13 protein-coding genes, 1 tRNA gene and 3 rRNA genes are annotated in these 20,101 nt (G+C 53.4%); 8 read left to right on the top strand and 9 right to left on the bottom strand.

Features of this window, described 5'->3' with window-relative positions; all coding sequences use genetic code 11:
• Positions 1-24: 24 nt before the first annotated feature.
• On the bottom strand, positions 25-600 hold the full coding sequence (rpoE, locus tag AM410_RS13075) for an RNA polymerase sigma factor RpoE (protein ID WP_006176728.1): 576 nt from the start codon (positions 598-600) through the stop codon (positions 25-27).
• Between the two features lie 424 nt (positions 601-1,024).
• On the opposite strand from rpoE, the gene nadB reads away from it, so the two are divergent.
• Complete coding sequence (nadB, locus tag AM410_RS13065) at positions 1,025-2,644, top strand: L-aspartate oxidase (RefSeq protein ID WP_020883000.1); 1,620 nt, start codon at positions 1,025-1,027, stop codon at positions 2,642-2,644.
• Here nadB and trmN read toward each other — a convergent pair.
• Positions 2,629-3,366 (bottom strand): tRNA(1)(Val) (adenine(37)-N(6))-methyltransferase TrmN, encoded by a 738-nt coding sequence (gene trmN / locus AM410_RS13060; protein ID WP_032680478.1) that lies wholly within the window; start codon positions 3,364-3,366, stop codon positions 2,629-2,631. The two genes, nadB and trmN, sit on opposite strands and share 16 nt — an antisense overlap.
• A 132-nt stretch (positions 3,367-3,498) precedes the next feature.
• Here trmN and srmB point away from each other — a divergent pair, with 132 nt between their 5' ends.
• The gene (srmB, locus tag AM410_RS13055) at positions 3,499-4,827 is read left to right on the top strand and encodes an ATP-dependent RNA helicase SrmB (RefSeq protein WP_020882998.1); all 1,329 of its coding nucleotides are present in this window, start codon (positions 3,499-3,501) and stop codon (positions 4,825-4,827) included.
• Positions 4,828-4,880: 53 nt separating this feature from the next.
• Here srmB and grcA read toward each other — a convergent pair whose 3' ends face one another.
• Positions 4,881-5,264, bottom strand: coding sequence for an autonomous glycyl radical cofactor GrcA (gene grcA / locus AM410_RS13050; protein WP_013098327.1), 384 nt, complete (start codon positions 5,262-5,264; stop codon positions 4,881-4,883).
• Positions 5,265-5,578: 314 nt separating this feature from the next.
• On the opposite strand from grcA, the gene ung reads away from it, so the two are divergent.
• Positions 5,579-6,268 carry a uracil-DNA glycosylase gene (ung, locus tag AM410_RS13045; protein WP_073396262.1) on the top strand — a complete coding sequence of 230 codons (690 nt, stop codon included), beginning with the start codon at positions 5,579-5,581 and terminating at the stop codon, positions 6,266-6,268.
• Between the two features lie 43 nt (positions 6,269-6,311).
• On the opposite strand, the gene AM410_RS13040 is transcribed toward ung, so the two are convergent.
• Positions 6,312-7,397 carry a tRNA/rRNA methyltransferase gene (locus AM410_RS13040; protein ID WP_025203443.1) on the bottom strand — a complete coding sequence of 362 codons (1,086 nt, stop codon included), beginning with the start codon at positions 7,395-7,397 and terminating at the stop codon, positions 6,312-6,314.
• A 204-nt stretch (positions 7,398-7,601) separates the two neighbouring features.
• On the opposite strand from AM410_RS13040, the gene trxC reads away from it, so the two are divergent.
• From trxC to AM410_RS13010, 5 genes are all read left to right on the top strand, one after another.
• A complete protein-coding gene (trxC, locus tag AM410_RS13030; protein WP_014171226.1) occupies positions 7,602-8,021 on the top strand; it encodes a thioredoxin TrxC in 420 nt (139 codons plus the stop codon).
• 69 nt (positions 8,022-8,090) lie between these two features.
• Positions 8,091-8,789, top strand: a complete 699-nt coding sequence (gene tapT / locus AM410_RS13025; RefSeq protein ID WP_073396264.1) for a tRNA-uridine aminocarboxypropyltransferase — start codon at positions 8,091-8,093, stop codon at positions 8,787-8,789.
• Positions 8,790-8,824: 35 nt separating this feature from the next.
• Positions 8,825-11,488 (top strand): bifunctional acetate--CoA ligase family protein/GNAT family N-acetyltransferase, encoded by a 2,664-nt coding sequence (locus AM410_RS13020; protein WP_025203442.1) that lies wholly within the window; start codon positions 8,825-8,827, stop codon positions 11,486-11,488.
• A 110-nt stretch (positions 11,489-11,598) separates the two neighbouring features.
• On the top strand, positions 11,599-12,954 hold the full coding sequence (gene pssA, locus AM410_RS13015) for a CDP-diacylglycerol--serine O-phosphatidyltransferase (RefSeq protein ID WP_020882993.1): 1,356 nt from the start codon (positions 11,599-11,601) through the stop codon (positions 12,952-12,954).
• A 45-nt stretch (positions 12,955-12,999) separates the two neighbouring features.
• A complete protein-coding gene (locus AM410_RS13010; protein WP_014171230.1) occupies positions 13,000-13,323 on the top strand; it encodes a YfiM family lipoprotein in 324 nt (107 codons plus the stop codon).
• Here the strand turns inward: AM410_RS13010 and AM410_RS13005 are convergent.
• The 5 genes from AM410_RS13005 to AM410_RS12985 form a co-directional block, all read right to left on the bottom strand.
• The gene (locus AM410_RS13005) at positions 13,320-14,615 is read right to left on the bottom strand and encodes an MFS transporter (RefSeq protein WP_025203439.1); all 1,296 of its coding nucleotides are present in this window, start codon (positions 14,613-14,615) and stop codon (positions 13,320-13,322) included. The two genes, AM410_RS13010 and AM410_RS13005, sit on opposite strands and share 4 nt — an antisense overlap.
• 255 nt (positions 14,616-14,870) lie before the next feature.
• A 5S ribosomal RNA gene (rrf, locus tag AM410_RS13000) occupies positions 14,871-14,986 on the bottom strand.
• Positions 14,987-15,049: 63 nt separating this feature from the next.
• A 23S ribosomal RNA gene (locus AM410_RS12995) occupies positions 15,050-17,956 on the bottom strand.
• Between the two features lie 192 nt (positions 17,957-18,148).
• A tRNA-Glu gene (locus AM410_RS12990) sits at positions 18,149-18,224 on the bottom strand.
• An 85-nt stretch (positions 18,225-18,309) separates the two neighbouring features.
• Positions 18,310-19,849 (bottom strand): 16S ribosomal RNA (locus AM410_RS12985).
• The 16S, 23S and 5S rRNA genes sit together here with 1 tRNA gene alongside, the layout of an rRNA operon.
• Positions 19,850-20,101: the final 252 nt, after the last annotated feature.

Genomic DNA, 20,101 nt, shown 5'->3' with positions numbered 1-20,101 from the left:
ACCTTTTCCAGTATCCCGCTATCGTCAACGCCTGATAAGCGGTTGAACTTTATTATCAATTGCTTCTCGCGCACGGAAAATACGTGAACGTACCGTGCCGACCGGACAATCCATGATGGCGGCTATCTCTTCATAGCTCAGACCATCCAACTCCCGTAACGTAATTGCCATGCGTAAATCTTCCGGGAGCGACTCGATCGTGCGAAAAACGATTTGTCTCAGTTCTTCTGACAACATTAAGTTCTCAGGGTTCGAAATTTCTTTCAGCGCACCGCCACTTTCGAAGTTTTCGGCGTCGATTGCGTCCACATCACTTGAAGGCGGACGGCGGCCCTGAGCGACCAAATAATTCTTTGCCGTATTGACCGCAATACGGTACAGCCAGGTATAAAAAGCACTATCTCCCCGGAATGAATCCAGCGCGCGATAGGCCTTAATAAAAGACTCTTGTACTACATCAGGCACATCGCCTGACGGTACATAGCGGGAAACCAGGCTCGCCACCTTATGCTGGTAGCGCACCACCAGTAAGTTAAAGGCTTTCTGATCTCCCTTCTGGACCCGTTCAACCAGGACCTGGTCCGTTAACTGCTCGCTCATCCGAGGTAATGTCTCCCCAAACCTAAATTCCACGCGTTATCGAAACGCCACTCTTAAAAAACCGCACTTTGAGCAAGCACCGAATTAGAGTGTCTGATCTTCAATAAGTTCCGTAACGCCTTTGTTTTTGTTCATCGCGCCGCAGACTGTTCATTTTCTCTCATTATAAGTCTGTTCACGATACGCACCACTTTATGACAAGAAACATCTCTTTTCCCGCCAGAAGAGTAACGCAACCCAGTCTTTATTTCACCACAAAATCTGACGCTAACGATCTGCTTCGCAAAATATTTTCTTTCTTTTACGTGGTTTTAATCCTCCGCCTCGAGTTTAGCGGTTACAACTCATATCAAAAAAAACGTGCGATATCTCGCATTCGGATGCTATTCTGACCAAACACTGTTTAGTAAATTAAACAAAAATCATGAACACAACACCTGAACTGCATTGTGATGTACTGATCATCGGTAGCGGCGCTGCCGGTCTCTCCCTGGCACTGCGTCTGGCCGAACATCAGAGCGTTATCGTTCTGAGCAAAGGGCCGATAAGTGAAGGTTCTACGTTTTATGCCCAGGGCGGTATTGCCGCCGTGTTTGATGAGACAGACAGCATTGCGTCGCATGTCGACGATACACTGATTGCCGGGGCCGGGATCGTGGATGCACATGCCGCAGAGTTTGTGGCCAGTAATGCCCGTCATTGCGTGCAGTGGTTGATCGATCAGGGCGTATTATTTGATACACAGGTGCAGCCAAACGGTGAAGAGAGCTACCACCTGACCCGCGAAGGCGGGCATAGCCACCGCCGTATCCTGCATGCCGCAGACGCTACCGGTAAAGAAGTCGAAACCACGCTGGTCAGCAAAGCCCTCAGCCATCCTAACATTCGGGTCCTTGAGCGCAGCAATGCCGTTGATCTGATTATTTCCGACAAGATTGGCCTTCCGGGTACGCGTCGTGTCGTGGGTGCCTGGGTCTGGAATCGCAATAAAGAGAAGGTTGAGACCTGTCAGGCGAAAGCCGTGGTACTGGCGACTGGCGGTGCATCCAAAGTGTATCAGTATACCACCAACCCCGATATTGCCTCCGGAGACGGGATCGCCATGGCCTGGCGCGCCGGTTGTCGCGTGGCAAACCTTGAATTCAACCAGTTTCACCCGACCGCCCTGTTCCATCCTCAGGCGCGTAATTTCCTGCTGACGGAAGCCCTGCGCGGTGAAGGCGCATACCTGAAACGCCCTGACGGCTCCCGCTTTATGCCGGACTTTGACCCCAGAGGCGAGCTGGCACCGCGTGATATCGTTGCCCGCGCCATCGACCATGAAATGAAGCGTCTTGGCGTGGACTGCATGTATCTGGACATCAGCCATAAGCCGGCAGAGTTTATCCGCCAGCATTTCCCGATGATCTACGAAAAGCTGCTGGGTCTGGGGATTGATTTAACCCGCGATTCGGTGCCCATCGTGCCTGCCGCCCACTATACCTGCGGGGGCGTAATGGTTGACGATCATGGTCGCACCGATGTGGATGGCCTGTATGCTATCGGTGAAGTAAGTTATACCGGACTTCATGGCGCGAACCGGATGGCGTCGAACTCACTGCTGGAGTGTCTGGTTTACGGCTGGTCTGCCGCGGAAGATATCACGAAGCGCATGCCTTACGCCCGTCAGACAGAAAATCTGCCTGCCTGGGATGAAAGCCGCGTGGAGAACCCGGATGAGCTGGTCGTTATTCAGCATAACTGGCACGAACTGCGGCTGTTTATGTGGGACTACGTCGGGATTGTGCGGACCACGAAACGTCTCGAACGCGCATTACGCCGTATCACGATGCTGCAGCAGGAAATCGATGAATATTATGCCAATTTCCGCGTATCCAATAATCTGCTGGAGCTGCGCAATCTGGTTCAGGTTGCCGAATTGATTGTTCGCTGCGCGATGATGCGCAAAGAGAGCCGCGGTTTGCACTATACCCTCGACTACCCCGATCAGCTGGCCGAGTCCGGCCCGTCGATCCTCTCCCCGCAGGTTCACATAAACAGATAAAACGCCTGGGTCAGAGCGGTGTAATCTTCGGAATAACGCTGGTCTGGCCCACGGATCACCATTCGGTCGTTAAAGCATTCACCTTCTTTAGGTGAGAGCGCCAGCAGCACGCGGTGCGGCAATCGCCCTTCGGTATCCGCAATATCGGTGCGTAAACGTAATTTCCAGCCAATCTCTTGCGCTATGCCAATAAACGCATTGCCGGTGCTTTCTGGCAGAACCACGCAGAAAAACCCCTCTTCTGAAATAAGCTCTGCGGCACTGATCAGCAGCGCCTTATGGTCGAGGGAGCCGGTATAACGGGCCTGTTCACGCTCAGGCGTTCCGCACTCAACACCGGGCGCGTAGTAGGGAGGATTGCTGACAATCAGGTCGTAACGCGCGGTTTGCTCCGGCGTCCAGTCGAGCACATCTGCACATTCAACGTTAATCCGGGCGGCCCACGGAGATTCAGCCGCATTTTCACTCGCCTGCTCTGCCGCCTGCGCATCCAGCTCCACCGCATCTATGGTGACATGCGCTTCGGTACGTTGCGCCAGCATCAGCGCCAACAGCCCGCTGCCCGTCCCAATATCCAGAATACGCTTTACACCTGCGACAGGTGCCCAGGCACCCAGTAAAATACCGTCTGTACCGACTTTCATGGCACAGCGATCGTGAGCGACAAAAAATTGTTTAAACGTAAAACCATCGCGGCGCAACTGCGCTTTGAGTTGAGACATGTCAGGGCAACCTTCTAAGTGAAACTGGAGTAGCATAGGGGAAAGCGAAGTGGCCGCAAAGCGATATCCATACAAACAGATGAAGATTACAGCCGTAACGTCTATAATCAGCGCCCCACACAGAGGTAGAACATGACTGTAACGACTTTTTCCGAACTTGAACTCGATGAAAGCCTGCTCAATGCACTTGAGAGCAAAGGCTTTACACGCCCGACCGCCATTCAGGCAGCGGCCATTCCGCCTGCGCTTGAGGGCCGCGATGTGCTCGGTTCTGCGCCAACCGGCACGGGGAAGACAGCAGCTTACTTGCTGCCTGTGTTGCAGCATCTGCTCGATTTTCCACGTAAAAAATCAGGCCCGCCGCGTATTTTGATTCTGACGCCGACGCGCGAGCTGGCGATGCAGGTTGCCGATCACGCCCGAGAGCTGGCGGCCAATACCCATCTGGATATCGCCACGATCACTGGCGGCGTTGCGTATATGAACCACGCCGAAGTGTTCAGCGAAAACCAGGACATCGTCGTTGCGACGACCGGTCGCCTGCTGCAGTACATTAAAGAAGAGAACTTCGACTGCCGCGCGGTAGAAACACTGATTCTGGATGAAGCTGACCGCATGCTGGACATGGGCTTCGCGCAGGATATCGAACATATCGCGGGTGAGACACGCTGGCGTAACCAGACGATGCTGTTCTCTGCCACCCTTGAAGGGGACGCGATCAAAGACTTCGCAGAGCGCCTGCTTGAAGATCCGGTGGAAGTTTCCGCGACGCCGTCCACGCGCGAGCGCAAGAAGATCCACCAGTGGTATTACCGTGCAGATAACCTTGAACACAAGGTTGAGTTACTTAAGCACCTGCTGAAGCAGGACGATGCCACCCGTACCATCGTCTTTGTGCGTAAGCGCGAGCGTGTGCATGAACTGGCTGAAATGCTGCGTAATGCCGGAATCAATAACTGCTATCTCGAAGGCGAGATGGCGCAGGTTAAGCGTACCGAAGGGATTAAACGTCTGACTGATGGTCGCGTGAACGTGCTGGTCGCAACAGACGTTGCTGCACGCGGGATCGACATTCCGGACGTCAGTCACGTCATTAACTTCGATATGCCACGCAGCGGCGACACCTATCTGCACCGCATTGGCCGTACCGGTCGTGCCGGACGCAAAGGTATCGCGATCTCTCTGGTCGAAGCGCATGACTACCTGCTGCTGCAGAAAATTGGCCGCTACGTTGATGAGCCACTGAAAGCACGCGTTATTGATGAGCTTCGCCCGACCACACGTGCACCGAGTGAAAAAATGACGGGCAAACCGTCTAAAAAAGCGCTCGCAAAACGTGCTGAGAAAAAAGAGAAAGAAAAAGAGAAGCCGCGCGTGAAGCAGCGCCACCGCGATACCAAGAATATTGGTAAACGCCGTAAACCAAGCTCTGCCGCACCAGAGACGAAAACTGAAGAGTAAAAAAAAACCGGGGAAAACCCCGGCTTTTTTATTCCACCCCCGAGACTGAAACCTTACAGGCTTTCAGTAAAGGTACGCGCAATAACGTCGCGCTGCTGTTCCGGGGTCAGAGAGTTAAAACGTACTGCATAACCTGATACACGAATGGTCAGCTGTGGGTATTTTTCCGGGTGCTTAACCGCATCTTCCAGCGTTTCACGACGCAGCACGTTCACGTTCAGGTGCTGACCACCTTCAACGCGCACTTCCGGTTTTACTTCCATTGGGATTTCACGGTATTCGATTTCGCCCAGTTTGTTCACCGGAACGATTTCATCTTCAGCAAAACCCGCTTTCGCTACTACACAGCGCGCTTCATTTTTCTCGCTGTCCAGCAGCCAGAAAGAGTTGAGCAGGTCGTCATTTGCAGCTTTAGTAATCTGGATACCTGTAATCATGTGTTGCCTCCCTTAGGCTACATTAACTGGTGTCGGCCTCGCGCGGCCAATTGGTAAAACCATTGTTTCTTGTGTGTATATATATCACTCGCACCCCGGTCATTTATTGATTTAAATCAACAAAAACACCAACCACACAAAGAGTGTGGTTTGATTTTATTGTCCCAGATCAATTTCATTGCTTTGCCAGCTCAACTCCTTTCGCATCTATTCAAAATAAATTGAATGACTTACGGTGATTTTATGCCTGGGATTTTGCACCCCGGGTTTTAGCGGTTAAGCTAGGCGCAGAATGTGATTCGCAGGAGAGCGAGATGACGACACCGTTGACCTGGCACGATGTGCTGGCAGAAGAGAAACAGCAGCCCTATTTTATTAACACCCTCAGCACCGTTGCGGCAGAGCGGCAGTCTGGCCAGACGATTTATCCGCCACAAAAAGATGTTTTCAACGCGTTTCGCTATACCGAACTCAGCGATGTGAAAGTGGTTATCCTCGGTCAGGATCCTTACCACGGACCGGGACAGGCTCACGGGCTTGCTTTCTCTGTACGTCCTGGGGTTGCTATCCCCCCTTCGCTTCTGAATATGTACAAAGAACTCGAAAAGACCGTGCCCGGGTTTACCCGGCCCACGCATGGTTATCTGGAAAGCTGGGCGCGCCAGGGCGTGCTGTTACTGAATACGGTACTCACCGTACGTGCCGGTCAGGCACATTCTCACGCCAGCCTGGGCTGGGAAACCTTTACCGATAAAGTCATCAGCCTTATCAACCAGCATCGTGAAGGGGTGGTGTTTTTACTGTGGGGTTCCCACGCGCAGAAGAAAGGGGCGATTATCGACAGGCAGCGTCATCATGTCCTGAAGGCACCGCATCCGTCACCGCTGTCAGCGCATCGTGGTTTCTTTGGTTGTAATCATTTTGTTCTGGCGAACGAGTGGCTGGAAAAACGTGGCGAAACGCCAATTGACTGGATGCCAGTGTTACCGGCTGAGAGTGAGTAACGCATCGGATGTGCCCGTTAGCGGGCACATCCGACGCACAGTCTTATGCTTTATTCTGACGCCACCATTCCGCCAGCAGTACGCCAGTCGCAACGGAAACGTTCAGACTTTCAACATTGCCTGTACCGTCGATAGAGACGCTCAGATCCGCGCTGGAAAGCGCAGCATCGGACAGGCCATCACGCTCCTGACCCAGCACCAGCACCATTTTACGCGGCAGTGTCGCTTTAAACAGCGGCGTAGCGGCATGGCTGGAGGTTGTGACGATGGCATATCCCGCATTACGGAACTGCTCAATGGCATCCAGAACGCTGTCGCCGGTGATCGGCTGAACATGCTCTGCCCCGCCCTCTGCGGTACGGATCGCGGCACCAGATTCCAGCAGCGCGGCATCCTGTAACAGCACGCCTTTCACGCCAAAGTGCGCGCAGCTACGCATCATTGCACCCAGATTATGTGGGTTGCCCACATCTTCAAGTGCCAGCACGCAGTCATCGGCTTCCGCCTGGCTAACCCACTGCTGTACGGTAGTCCCGTTACGTTTTTTGATCAGGAAGCACACGCCACCGTGGTGTTCAGTGCCTGATGCTTTCGTCAGCTCAGCGTCATCCACCACATGGTAGGCTTTACGGTTTGCCGCCATCCAGCGCAGCGCTTCTTTAAAGCGCGGGGTTACGCTCTGGATAAACCATGCGCGAACGATGCACTCAGGACGGCTCTGGAACAGCGCCTGGCAGGCGTTCTCGCCATAGACTCGGGTCTCTTCTGCACGCTGACGGCGCAGCACTTCCGGGTCAATAAAGCTTTTCCCGCTGATACCGCCGTGATCGGCTTTTTCAGGCGCCTCATCACCAGGGGCGCGAGAAACGGTACGCCAGGGGGATGAACCCTCGCGCGAGAAATCATCGCGTTTGCGATCGTCACGCTTGCGGTCATCACGTTTGCGGTCATCACCGCGGTTATTTCTGTCATCGCGGGCGGGGCGACGGCCACCGTCTGCACGAGAAGACGCCGGACGCCCGCCACCTTTTCCGGTACGCGGATTTTGGGTGCGTTTATCAGAGTCATCATCACTGCGGACATACATCACTTTGACCTTGCCGCTTTTGTTTTTCATTTCGTCGTTCATGCTTTTCTCCACCAGCGCTGCGCGAAGCGCGCAGATTACCCGATGTGCAAGCTCATAGCCATAAATTCGTACAAAAGCCTGTGACTATTGTTCTCATTGAATAAAACGCATTGTCGTTTCAAACAGGCTGAATGATAATATGTAACATATTAGAAACATTATCGGCATTCTGCCGCTGTCCCACGGCTCTATCAGAGGTTAGTTATGAATACCGTATGTGCCAACTGTCAGGCTCTTAATCGCATTCCGGACGATCGGATTGAAGATGGTGCGAAATGCGGGCGTTGTGGCCATGAACTGTTTGATGGCGATGTTATCAACGCTACGGGTGCTACGCTGGACAAACTTCTCAAGGACGATCTTCCGGTGGTTGTCGATTTTTGGGCACCGTGGTGTGGTCCGTGCCGTAGCTTCGCGCCAGTCTTCGAAGATGTTGCCGAAGAACGTAGCGGCAAAATGCGTTTTGTTAAGGTCAATACCGAAGCAGAACGTGAGCTGAGCGCACGCTTTCGCATTCGCAGCATCCCAACCATCATGATTTTCAAAAATGGTGAAGTGATCGACATGCTTAACGGTGCCGTTCCTAAAGCACCGTTTGATAGCTGGTTAAACGAATCACTGTAACATTAACGGGGCGCATCTTGTGCCCCGTTCCTTCCTCTGCGAAAATAGGGTTTTTCCTGCACTTCGCCCATGACTGATAACGCTGTTCTTCAACTGCGCGCCACACGCCTGGCCCGCGCGACTCGCCCTTTTCTTGCCCGCGGCAATCGTATTCGCCGCTGTCAGCGTTGTCTGCTGCCGCTAAAAGTTTGTCTGTGCGAGACCCTTGCGCCGAGCACCGCGAAGAGTCGTTTTTGCCTGGTCATGTTCGATACCGAACCAATGAAACCCAGCAATACCGGACGCCTTATTGCCGACATTCTGCCGGATACCGCGGCATTTCAGTGGTCACGCACGGAACCGCCTCAAGCCCTGCTCGACTTAGTAGCAAACCCGGACTATCAGCCAATGGTCGTATTTCCGGCCTCGTATGCTGGCAAAGATCGCCAGGTGCTTTCGGCACCGCCATCAGATAAACCGCCGCTGTTTATTATGCTGGACGGAACCTGGACCGAAGCGCGAAAAATGTTCCGCAAAAGTCCTTATCTCGATTCATTGCCGGTGATTTCGGTCGACCTTTCACGCGTCTCGGCCTACCGCCTGCGAGAAGCGCATGCTGACGGGCAGTACTGTACCGCTGAAGTGGCGATTGCCCTTCTGGATTTAGCGGGAGATACCGTCGCGGCAGGTGCGCTGGGGAGCCATTTCTCCCGCTTTCGTGAACGTTACCTGGCAGGAAAAACCGTTCATAAGGGCAGCGTCACAGCAACTGAGACAGAAAACGTTTAAAATCATCAGGTCGCTTGCATTCACAGGAGGCCTGCATGAGCCAGCGAGGGTTAGAAGCGCTACTTCGTCCTAAATCCATTGCCGTTATCGGCGCATCAATGAAACCAGATCGCGCAGGCTATCTGATGATGCGTAACCTGCTGGCCGGCGGATTTAATGGCCCCGTCATGCCCGTGACGCCTGCCTATAAGGCTGTTCAGGGGGTGCTGGCATGGCCGGACGTGCAGAGCCTGCCTTTCATACCGGACCTTGCCATCCTGTGTACAAATGCGAAACGTAATCCAGCCCTGCTGGAGTCGCTCGGCAGGAAAGGATGTAAAACCTGCATTATTCTCTCGTCTCCGCCCGAACAGCAGCCGGAGCTTCTGGCATGTGCCAGTCGCTACCAGATGCGCATTCTTGGGCCAAACAGTCTGGGCCTGCTCGCCCCGTGGCAGGGGCTGAATGCCAGCTTCTCCCCGGTTCCTATCCGCAAAGGCAAACTCGCTTTCATTTCGCAATCGGCTGCGGTATCGAACACGATCCTCGACTGGGCGCAACAGCGTGAGATGGGGTTTTCCTACTTCATTGCTCTGGGTGACAGCCTGGACATCGACGTTGATGAACTGCTCGATTTTCTGGCTCGCGACAGCAAAACCAGCGCCATTCTTCTTTATCTTGAGCACCTGAGCGACGCCCGTCGTTTTGTGTCAGCTTCCCGTAGCGCGTCCCGTAACAAACCGATTCTGGTGATCAAAAGCGGGCGTAGCCCCGCCGCCCAGCGTCTGCTGCAGTCGCATTCCGGCATGGATCCCGCCTGGGATGCCGCGATTCAACGCGCGGGTTTGCTGCGGGTTCAGGATACACACGAGCTTTTTTCCGCCGTCGAGACGTTAAGCCATATGCGTCCGTTACGCGGTGAGAAGTTAATGATTGTCAGTAATGGCGCGGCTCCTGCCGCACTTGCACTGGATGAACTGTGGCTGCGCAATGGCAAGCTGGCCACCCTGGGTGAGGAGACGCTACAACGCCTGAAAGAGGCACTGCCGGCAAGCGTTAGCCCGGGCAATCCCCTCGATTTGCGCGATGATGCCAGTAGCGATCACTATATCAGGGCGATCTCCCTTTTACTGGATAGCCAGGATTTCGACGCGCTGATGATTATTCACTCCCCCAGCGCGGTCGCTCCCGGGAGTGAAAGCGCACGCGCACTGATTGACGCTGTCCGGAACCATCCTCGTGGTAAATATGTCACTCTGCTGACCAACTGGTGCGGTGAGTTCTCTTCCCAGGAGGCACGACGCCTGTTCAGTGAAGCCGGTCTGCCCACCTACCGCACTCCGGAAGGCACGATTACGGCGTTCATGCATATGGTGGAGTATCGCCGCAACCAGAAGCAGCTCCGTGAAACCCCGGCTTTACCGGGGAACCTGACGGCGAACACGGCGGATGTTCACCGGCTTTTACAGCAGGCTATCGAAGAGGGAGCCACCTCGCTTGATACGCACGAAGTGCAGCCGATTCTGGGCAGTTACGGGATGCAAACCCTGCCCACCTGGATTGCCGGCGACAGCGCCGAAGCCGTGCATATTGCCGAACAGATTGGCTATCCCGTTGCCCTCAAGCTTCGCTCACCGGACATCCCGCATAAGTCTGATGTCCAGGGGGTGATGTTATATCTGCGGACTGCGACCGAGGTACAGCAAGCCGCTGATGCCATATTCGACCGGGTCAAAATGGCCTGGCCTCAGGCGCGGATCCACGGGTTGCTGGTGCAAAGCATGGCTAATCGCGCGGGCGCTCAGGAGCTGCGCGTGGTGGTTGAATACGATCCTGTCTTTGGCCCGCTTATCATGCTGGGGGAAGGTGGCGTCGAGTGGCGTCCTGAGGAGCAGGCGGTCGTGGCTTTGCCACCACTGAACATGAACCTGGCACGCTATCTGATCATCCAGGCCATCAAAAGCAAAAAAATCCGGGGCCGAAGCGCGCTGCGCCCTCTTGATATTGCCGGGTTGAGTCAGTTCCTGGTGCAGGTGTCTAACCTGATTGTTGATTGCGCGGAGATCCAGCGGCTGGACATCCACCCGCTGCTCGCCTCCGGCAGTGAGTTTACGGCCCTGGACGTCACGCTGGATATCGCGCCTTTCGAGGGTGACAGAGAGAGCCGCCTTGCGATCCGCCCGTATCCTCTGCAACTGGAGGAGTGGGTGGAGATGAAAAACGGAGAGCGCGCGTTGTTCCGCCCTATCCTGCCGGAAGATGAACCGCAGCTGCGCACGTTCATCTCTCAGGTAACGAAAGAGGATCTTTACTATCGCTATTTTAGCGAAATCAACGAATTTACCCACGATGATTTAGCCAATATGACCCAGATCGACTACGATCGAGAAATGGCATTTGTCGCCGTTCGTCGTTCCGATAAGGGCGATGAGATCCTCGGCGTTACGCGTGCTATTTCCGACCCGGATAATGTTGATGCGGAGTTTGCTGTGCTGGTGCGCTCCGATCTGAAAGGGTTGGGTCTGGGGCGACGGCTGCTGGAAAAACTCATCAGTTATACGCGAGATCACGGATTGTTACGCCTCAATGGCATTACTATGCCTAACAATCGCGGTATGGTGACCCTGGCGCGAAAACTTGGATTTGACGTTGATATTCAGCTGGACGAAGGTATTGTGGCCTTATCCCTGAGCCTGATATCAGCGGATAAAGCCGAGTAAGCTACTGGAAATGTTACCCACTTTGGACGGGACTGGTGGTATCATTGTCCGCTTATGTTGTTTGCATGGTACAGACAACCCTTCAATGAACAGAGAAGAAACGCACTGTGATGTTGTCAAAATTTAAGCGTAATAAACATCAACAACACCTTGCTCAACTACCGAAGATTTCTCAGTCAGTTGATGATGTAGAGTTCTTTTACGCTCCCGCCCATTTTCGGGAGACGCTTCTGGAAAAGATTGCCGGCGCTACGCGTCGCATTTGCATTGTGGCCCTGTATCTTGAACAAGATGAAGGTGGGCGCGCGATCTTAAATGCGCTCTATGAAGCCAAGCGTCAACGTCCGGAACTGGATGTTCGCGTGCTGGTCGACTGGCACCGCGCTCAGCGTGGCCGTATAGGCGCTGCTGCTTCAAACACCAATGCTGACTGGTATTGCCGCACGGCGCAGGAAAATCCTGGCGTCGATGTGCCCGTTTACGGCGTACCTGTAAATACCCGGGAAGCGCTCGGCGTCCTTCATTTCAAAGGGTTCATCATTGATGACAGCGTGCTGTACAGCGGCGCGAGCCTGAATGATGTTTACCTCCATCAGCTCGATAAATATCGATATGACCGTTACCATCTGGTTCGTAATCCGCAGATGGCGGATATCATGTTTAATTGGGTTGATAAGAACTTAGTACAGGGTCGCGGCGTAAATCGTCTTGACGATCCACACCGTCCTAAAAGCCCGGAAATTAAAAATGATATCCGCGCGTTCCGCCAGGAACTGCGTGATGCGGTCTACCATTTCCAGGGCGATGCCAATAACGAAGAGCTATCCGTTACACCGCTGGTGGGGTTAGGCAAATCAAGCCTGCTGAACAAAACGATTTTCCACCTGATGCCGTGTGCGGAGCAGAAACTCATCATCTGCACCCCTTACTTCAACCTTCCCGCCGTGCTGGTGCGTAATATCATTCAGCTGCTGCGTGATGGTAAAAAAGTTGAAATTATCGTCGGTGACAAAACGGCTAACGACTTCTTTATTCCTGAAGATCAACCGTTCAAGATTATCGGTGCCCTCCCTTATCTCTATGAGATTAACCTGCGCCGTTTCCTGAGCCGTTTACAGTATTACGTTAACACTGACCAGCTGGTCGTGCGTCTGTGGAAAGATGAAGACAACAGTTATCATCTGAAAGGGATGTGGGTCGACGATGAATGGATGCTGCTTACGGGCAATAACCTGAACCCTCGCGCCTGGCGTCTGGATCTCGAAAATGCCATCCTGATCCATGACCCGAAACATGAGTTAGCGACCAGTCGTGAACGTGAGCTCGAGCTTATTCGCACGCATACCACTGTGGTTCAGCATTACCGTGAACTGCAGAGCATTGCCGATTACCCGGTGAAAGTCCGCAAGCTTATTCGTCGCCTGCGTCGAATCCGTATTGACAGACTTATCAGCCGTATTCTGTGATGTCCAGGCCCTGTCAGCGACAGGGCTTTTTTTTGGAGTCCGCTAATGCGTATTCTTCTCTTGCTGAGTGCTCTCTTTCTCAGTGGCTGTAGCCACATGGCTAACGATAGCTGGTCCGGGCAGGATAAAGCGCAACACTTTCTCGCCTCCGCGATGTTGTCCGCTGCCGGTAATGAGTATGCACAACATCAGGGGTACAGTCGGGATCGTAGTGCGGCAATCGGCCTGATGTTCTCTGTAAGCCTTGGGGCTTCAAAAGAACTGTGGGATAGCCGCCCCGCGGGGAGCGGCTGGAGCTGGAAAGACTTTGCCTGGGACGTAGCCGGTGCCACGACCGGCTATGCCGTGTGGCAGATGGCTCGCTATTAGAGACGAATACCTTTACCCTTTCGATGCAACATCAGGGAGACAATAAAGGCCAGTGCCCCCATCACCGTCACGTACCAGAAGAAGGTTGTTTCCGTTCCCCATGATTTAAGCGACAGCGCGACGTACTCCGCAGAGCCACCGAACAGCGCATTGGCGACCGCATAAGAAAGCCCTACCCCCAAAGCGCGTACCTGTGCCGGGAACATCTCAGCCTTCAGGATCCCACTGATCGATGTGTAAAAACTGACAATGACCATCGCCAGCATGACCAGACCAAAGGCGGCATACGGTGAGGAAACGTGCTGAAGCGCAGTTAAAATGGGAACAGTACATAACGCGGACATGCCGCCAAAGATCAGCATTGATGTGCGACGCCCTATTTTATCGGAGAGCGCGCCAATAAGTGGCTGAATCAGCATAAAGACGAACAACGCGGCGGTCATGATAGCGCTGGCGACGTTGGCGTGCATGCCCGTGGTGTTCACCAGATATTTTTGCATGTAGGTGGTGAAGGTGTAAAAGCTGAGAGAACCGCCCGCGGTGAACCCGAGAACCATCAGGAAAGCTTTGCGGTTACGCCACAGCCCTTTAAACGACCCCGCCTCCTTCAGCGCCCGGACCTCTTTTTGCGAGGTTTCATCCAACTGACGACGCAACCAAAGTGCGACGACCGCCAGTACAGCGCCCATCGCGAAAGGAATTCGCCATCCCCACTCATGAAGCTGGCTGTCGGTAAGGACCTGCTGCAGAATAACCACCACCAGAATGGCCAGAAGCTGGCCACCAATAAGCGTGACGTACTGGAAAGAGGCGTAAAATCCTTTCCGGCCCTCGAGGGCAATTTCACTCATGTAAGTGGCGCTGGTACCGTATTCTCCTCCAACAGAAAGTCCCTGGAACAGACGAGCCAGTAGCAAAAGAGCCGGCGCCCATGTCCCGATAGCATCATAACCGGGGAGACAGGCGATCACCAGCGAGCCAAAGCACATCATGCAGACCGAAATCAGCATGGATGCCTTACGTCCTCGACGGTCTGCGATCCGTCCAAACAACCATCCACCAATGGGGCGCATTAAGAAGCCCGCAGCAAATACGCCAGCCGTTTGCAGAAGCTGTGTGGTGGTGTTTCCGGACGGGAAGAAGATATGTGCGAAGTAAAGTGAACAGAATGAGTAGACGTAAAAGTCGAACCATTCCACCAGGTTCCCTGAAGAGGCACTGACGATTGCCCATACCCTTCTACGGGAATCACTGGCAGCCAGCGTCCCGTTCGATGTTATGCTTTCTGTCATTGTGATTATGCTCCTGCCATAAAAACGGCATGCTGAGTCCTGAGAACTCACGATCTTGTAAAGCAAATGTTATTATTTTGTTATAAATAACATTGAGAGTAAGATCACATTTTCTGTTAGCAAGGTAAGTTATAGGATAAAGACTAAGGGTCGTTGGCTGGTGTGGCGGTGTGCAGTCTGATGCCGTCTCCGGCGACGGGAAAAAACCAAAGCAAAAAACCCCGCACCATACGGTACGGGGTTCTTTTAATTGATCCCTGGCAGTTCCCTACTCTCACATGGGGAGACCCCACACTACCATCGGCGCTACGGCGTTTCACTTCTGAGTTCGGCATGGGGTCAGGTGGGACCACCGCGCTAAAGCCGCCAGGCAAATTCTGTTATCTGTATCAGCTGAAAATCGTCTCTCATCGCCAAAACACCTTCGGCGTTGTAAGGTTAAGCCTCACGGTTCATTAGTATCGGTTAGCTCAACGCATCGCTGCGCTTACACACCCGACCTATCAACGTCGTAGTCTTCAACGTTCCTTCAGGAGACTTAAAGTCTCAGGGAGAACTCATCTCGGGGCAAGTTTCGTGCTTAGATGCTTTCAGCACTTATCTCTTCCGCATTTAGCTACCGGGCAGTGCCATTGGCATGACAACCCGAACACCAGTGATGCGTCCACTCCGGTCCTCTCGTACTAGGAGCAGCCCCCCTCAATTCTCCAGCGCCCACGGCAGATAGGGACCGAACTGTCTCACGACGTTCTAAACCCAGCTCGCGTACCACTTTAAATGGCGAACAGCCATACCCTTGGGACCTACTTCAGCCCCAGGATGTGATGAGCCGACATCGAGGTGCCAAACACCGCCGTCGATATGAACTCTTGGGCGGTATCAGCCTGTTATCCCCGGAGTACCTTTTATCCGTTGAGCGATGGCCCTTCCATTCAGAACCACCGGATCACTATGACCTGCTTTCGCACCTGCTCGAGCCGTCACTCTCGCAGTCAAGCTAGCTTATGCCATTGCACTAACCTCCTGATGTCCGACCAGGATTAGCTAACCTTCGTGCTCCTCCGTTACTCTTTGGGAGGAGACCGCCCCAGTCAAACTACCCACCAGACACTGTCCGCAACCCGGATCACGGGTCTACGTTAGAACACCAGCCATTAAAGGGTGGTATTTCAAGGTTGGCTCCACGCAGACTGGCGTCCACGCTTCAAAGCCTCCCACCTATCCTACACATCAAGGACCAGTGTTCAGTGTCAAGCTATAGTAAAGGTTCACGGGGTCTTTCCGTCTTGCCGCGGGTACACTGCATCTTCACAGCGAGTTCAATTTCACTGAGTCTCGGGTGGAGACAGCCTGGCCATCATTACGCCATTCGTGCAGGTCGGAACTTACCCGACAAGGAATTTCGCTACCTTAGGACCGTTATAGTTACGGCCGCCGTTTACCGGGGCTTCGATCAAGAGCTTCGCGTTGCCGCTAACCCCATCAATTAACCTTCCGGCACCGGGCAGGCGTCACACCGTATACGTCCACTTTCGTGTTTGCACAGTGCTGTGTTTTTAATAAACAGTTGCAGCCAGCTGGTATCTTCGACTGATTTCAGCTCCACCCGCAGGGGCTTCACCTACATATCAGCGTGCCTTCTCCCGAAGTTACGGCACCATTTTGCCTAGTTCCTTCACCCGAGTTCTCTCAAGCGCCTTGGTATTCTCTACCTGACCACCTGTGTCGGTTTGGGGTACGATTTGATGTTACCTGATGCTTAGAGGCTTTTCCTGGAAGCAGGGCATTTGTTACTTCAGCACCGTAGTGCCTCGTCATCACACCTCAGCGTTAATAAGGTACCGGATTTACCTGGAACCTCCGCCTACATGCTTAAACCGGGACAACCGTCGCCCGGCTAACATAGCCTTCTCCGTCCCCCCTTCGCAGTAACACCAAGTACAGGAATATTAACCTGTTTCCCATCGACTACGCCTTTCGGCCTCGCCTTAGGGGTCGACTCACCCTGCCCCGATTAACGTTGGACAGGAACCCTTGGTCTTCCGGCGAGCGGGCTTTTCACCCGCTTTATCGTTACTTATGTCAGCATTCGCACTTCTGATACCTCCAGCACCCCTCACAGGACACCTTCAACGGCTTACAGAACGCTCCCCTACCCAACAACGCATAAGCGTCGCTGCCGCAGCTTCGGTGCATGGTTTAGCCCCGTTACATCTTCCGCGCAGGCCGACTCGACCAGTGAGCTATTACGCTTTCTTTAAATGATGGCTGCTTCTAAGCCAACATCCTGGCTGTCTGTGCCTTCCCACATCGTTTCCCACTTAACCATGACTTTGGGACCTTAGCTGGCGGTCTGGGTTGTTTCCCTCTTCACGACGGACGTTAGCACCCGCCGTGTGTCTCCCGTGATAACATTCTTCGGTATTCGTAGTTTGCATCGGGTTGGTAAGCCGGGATGGCCCCCTAGCCGAAACAGTGCTCTACCCCCGAAGATGAGTTCACGAGGCGCTACCTAAATAGCTTTCGGGGAGAACCAGCTATCTCCCGGTTTGATTGGCCTTTCACCCCCAGCCACAAGTCATCCGCTAATTTTTCAACATTAGTCGGTTCGGTCCTCCAGTTAGTGTTACCCAACCTTCAACCTGCCCATGGCTAGATCACCGGGTTTCGGGTCTATACCCTGCAACTTAACGCCCAGTTAAGACTCGGTTTCCCTTCGGCTCCCCTATACGGTTAACCTTGCTACAGAATATAAGTCGCTGACCCATTATACAAAAGGTACGCAGTCACCCCATAAAAGAGGCTCCCACTGCTTGTACGTACACGGTTTCAGGTTCTTTTTCACTCCCCTCGCCGGGGTTCTTTTCGCCTTTCCCTCACGGTACTGGTTCACTATCGGTCAGTCAGGAGTATTTAGCCTTGGAGGATGGTCCCCCCATATTCAGACAGGATACCACGTGTCCCGCCCTACTCTTCGAGTTCACAGCCTGTGTGCTTTCGTGTACGGGACTTTCACCCTGTACCGTGCGACTTTCCAGACGCTTCCACTAACACACAAGCTGATTCAGACTCTGGGCTGCTCCCCGTTCGCTCGCCGCTACTGGGGGAATCTCGGTTGATTTCTTTTCCTCGGGGTACTTAGATGTTTCAGTTCCCCCGGTTCGCCTCGTTAACCTATGTATTCAGTTAACGATAGTGTGACGGATCACACTGGGTTTCCCCATTCGGACATCGCCGGGTCAAAGGTTCATATCACCTCGCCGGCGCTTTTCGCAGATTAGCACGTCCTTCATCGCCTCTGACTGCCAGGGCATCCACCGTGTACGCTTAGTCGCTTAACCTCACAACCCGAAGATGTTTCTTTCGATTCATCACCGGCTTGCGAAAATTTGAGAGACTCGAACACACATAACATGTGTGTCGTTTCAATTTTCAGCTTGATCCAGATTTTTAAAGAGCAAATATCTCAAACGTCACCCGAAGATGAGTTTTGAGATATGTCGGCAGGTGACTTTCACTCACGAACCAGCAAGTGGCGTCCCCTAGGGGATTCGAACCCCTGTTACCGCCGTGAAAGGGCGGTGTCCTGGGCCTCTAGACGAAGGGGACACTGAAGTCTCAATCGCAAGACGCCTTGCTATTTACTTTTCATCAGACAATCTGTGTGGACACTACAAAGGCAGGTTCTTTAAGGTAAGGAGGTGATCCAACCGCAGGTTCCCCTACGGTTACCTTGTTACGACTTCACCCCAGTCATGAATCACAAAGTGGTAAGCGCCCTCCCGAAGGTTAAGCTACCTACTTCTTTTGCAACCCACTCCCATGGTGTGACGGGCGGTGTGTACAAGGCCCGGGAACGTATTCACCGTAGCATTCTGATCTACGATTACTAGCGATTCCGACTTCATGGAGTCGAGTTGCAGACTCCAATCCGGACTACGACGCACTTTATGAGGTCCGCTTGCTCTCGCGAGTTCGCTTCTCTTTGTATGCGCCATTGTAGCACGTGTGTAGCCCTACTCGTAAGGGCCATGATGACTTGACGTCATCCCCACCTTCCTCCAGTTTATCACTGGCAGTCTCCTTTGAGTTCCCGGCCGGACCGCTGGCAACAAAGGATAAGGGTTGCGCTCGTTGCGGGACTTAACCCAACATTTCACAACACGAGCTGACGACAGCCATGCAGCACCTGTCTCAGAGTTCCCGAAGGCACCAAAGCATCTCTGCTAAGTTCTCTGGATGTCAAGAGTAGGTAAGGTTCTTCGCGTTGCATCGAATTAAACCACATGCTCCACCGCTTGTGCGGGCCCCCGTCAATTCATTTGAGTTTTAACCTTGCGGCCGTACTCCCCAGGCGGTCGACTTAACGCGTTAGCTCCGGAAGCCACGCCTCAAGGGCACAACCTCCAAGTCGACATCGTTTACGGCGTGGACTACCAGGGTATCTAATCCTGTTTGCTCCCCACGCTTTCGCACCTGAGCGTCAGTCTTTGTCCAGGGGGCCGCCTTCGCCACCGGTATTCCTCCAGATCTCTACGCATTTCACCGCTACACCTGGAATTCTACCCCCCTCTACAAGACTCTAGCCTGCCAGTTTCGAATGCAGTTCCCAGGTTGAGCCCGGGGATTTCACATCCGACTTGACAGACCGCCTGCGTGCGCTTTACGCCCAGTAATTCCGATTAACGCTTGCACCCTCCGTATTACCGCGGCTGCTGGCACGGAGTTAGCCGGTGCTTCTTCTGCGGGTAACGTCAATTGCTGTGGTTATTAACCACAACACCTTCCTCCCCGCTGAAAGTACTTTACAACCCGAAGGCCTTCTTCATACACGCGGCATGGCTGCATCAGGCTTGCGCCCATTGTGCAATATTCCCCACTGCTGCCTCCCGTAGGAGTCTGGACCGTGTCTCAGTTCCAGTGTGGCTGGTCATCCTCTCAGACCAGCTAGGGATCGTCGCCTAGGTGAGCCGTTACCCCACCTACTAGCTAATCCCATCTGGGCACATCTGATGGCAAGAGGCCCGAAGGTCCCCCTCTTTGGTCTTGCGACGTTATGCGGTATTAGCTACCGTTTCCAGTAGTTATCCCCCTCCATCAGGCAGTTTCCCAGACATTACTCACCCGTCCGCCACTCGTCACCCGAGAGCAAGCTCTCTGTGCTACCGTTCGACTTGCATGTGTTAGGCCTGCCGCCAGCGTTCAATCTGAGCCATGATCAAACTCTTCAATTTAAGTTTGATGCTCGTGAATTAAACTTCGTAATGAATTACGTATGTTCACTCAGAGACTTGGTATTCATTTAGTGTCCGAAGACATTAAGAATCCATGTCACTTTGAGTGCCCACACAGATTGTCTGATAAATTGTTAAAGAGCAGTGCCGCTTCGTTTTCGCTGCGGCGCGGGGTGTGCATATTACGCTTTCCCGCTTCAGAGTCAAGCATTTATTTTCGCTTGTCTCTGTTGGTGTTCATCTCTGAACCCC

The organism is Enterobacter cloacae complex sp. FDA-CDC-AR_0164, from assembly GCF_003071645.1.
Lineage (GTDB): Bacteria > Pseudomonadota > Gammaproteobacteria > Enterobacterales > Enterobacteriaceae > Enterobacter > Enterobacter ludwigii.
This window is presented reverse-complemented; position numbering and strand designations above follow the sequence as displayed.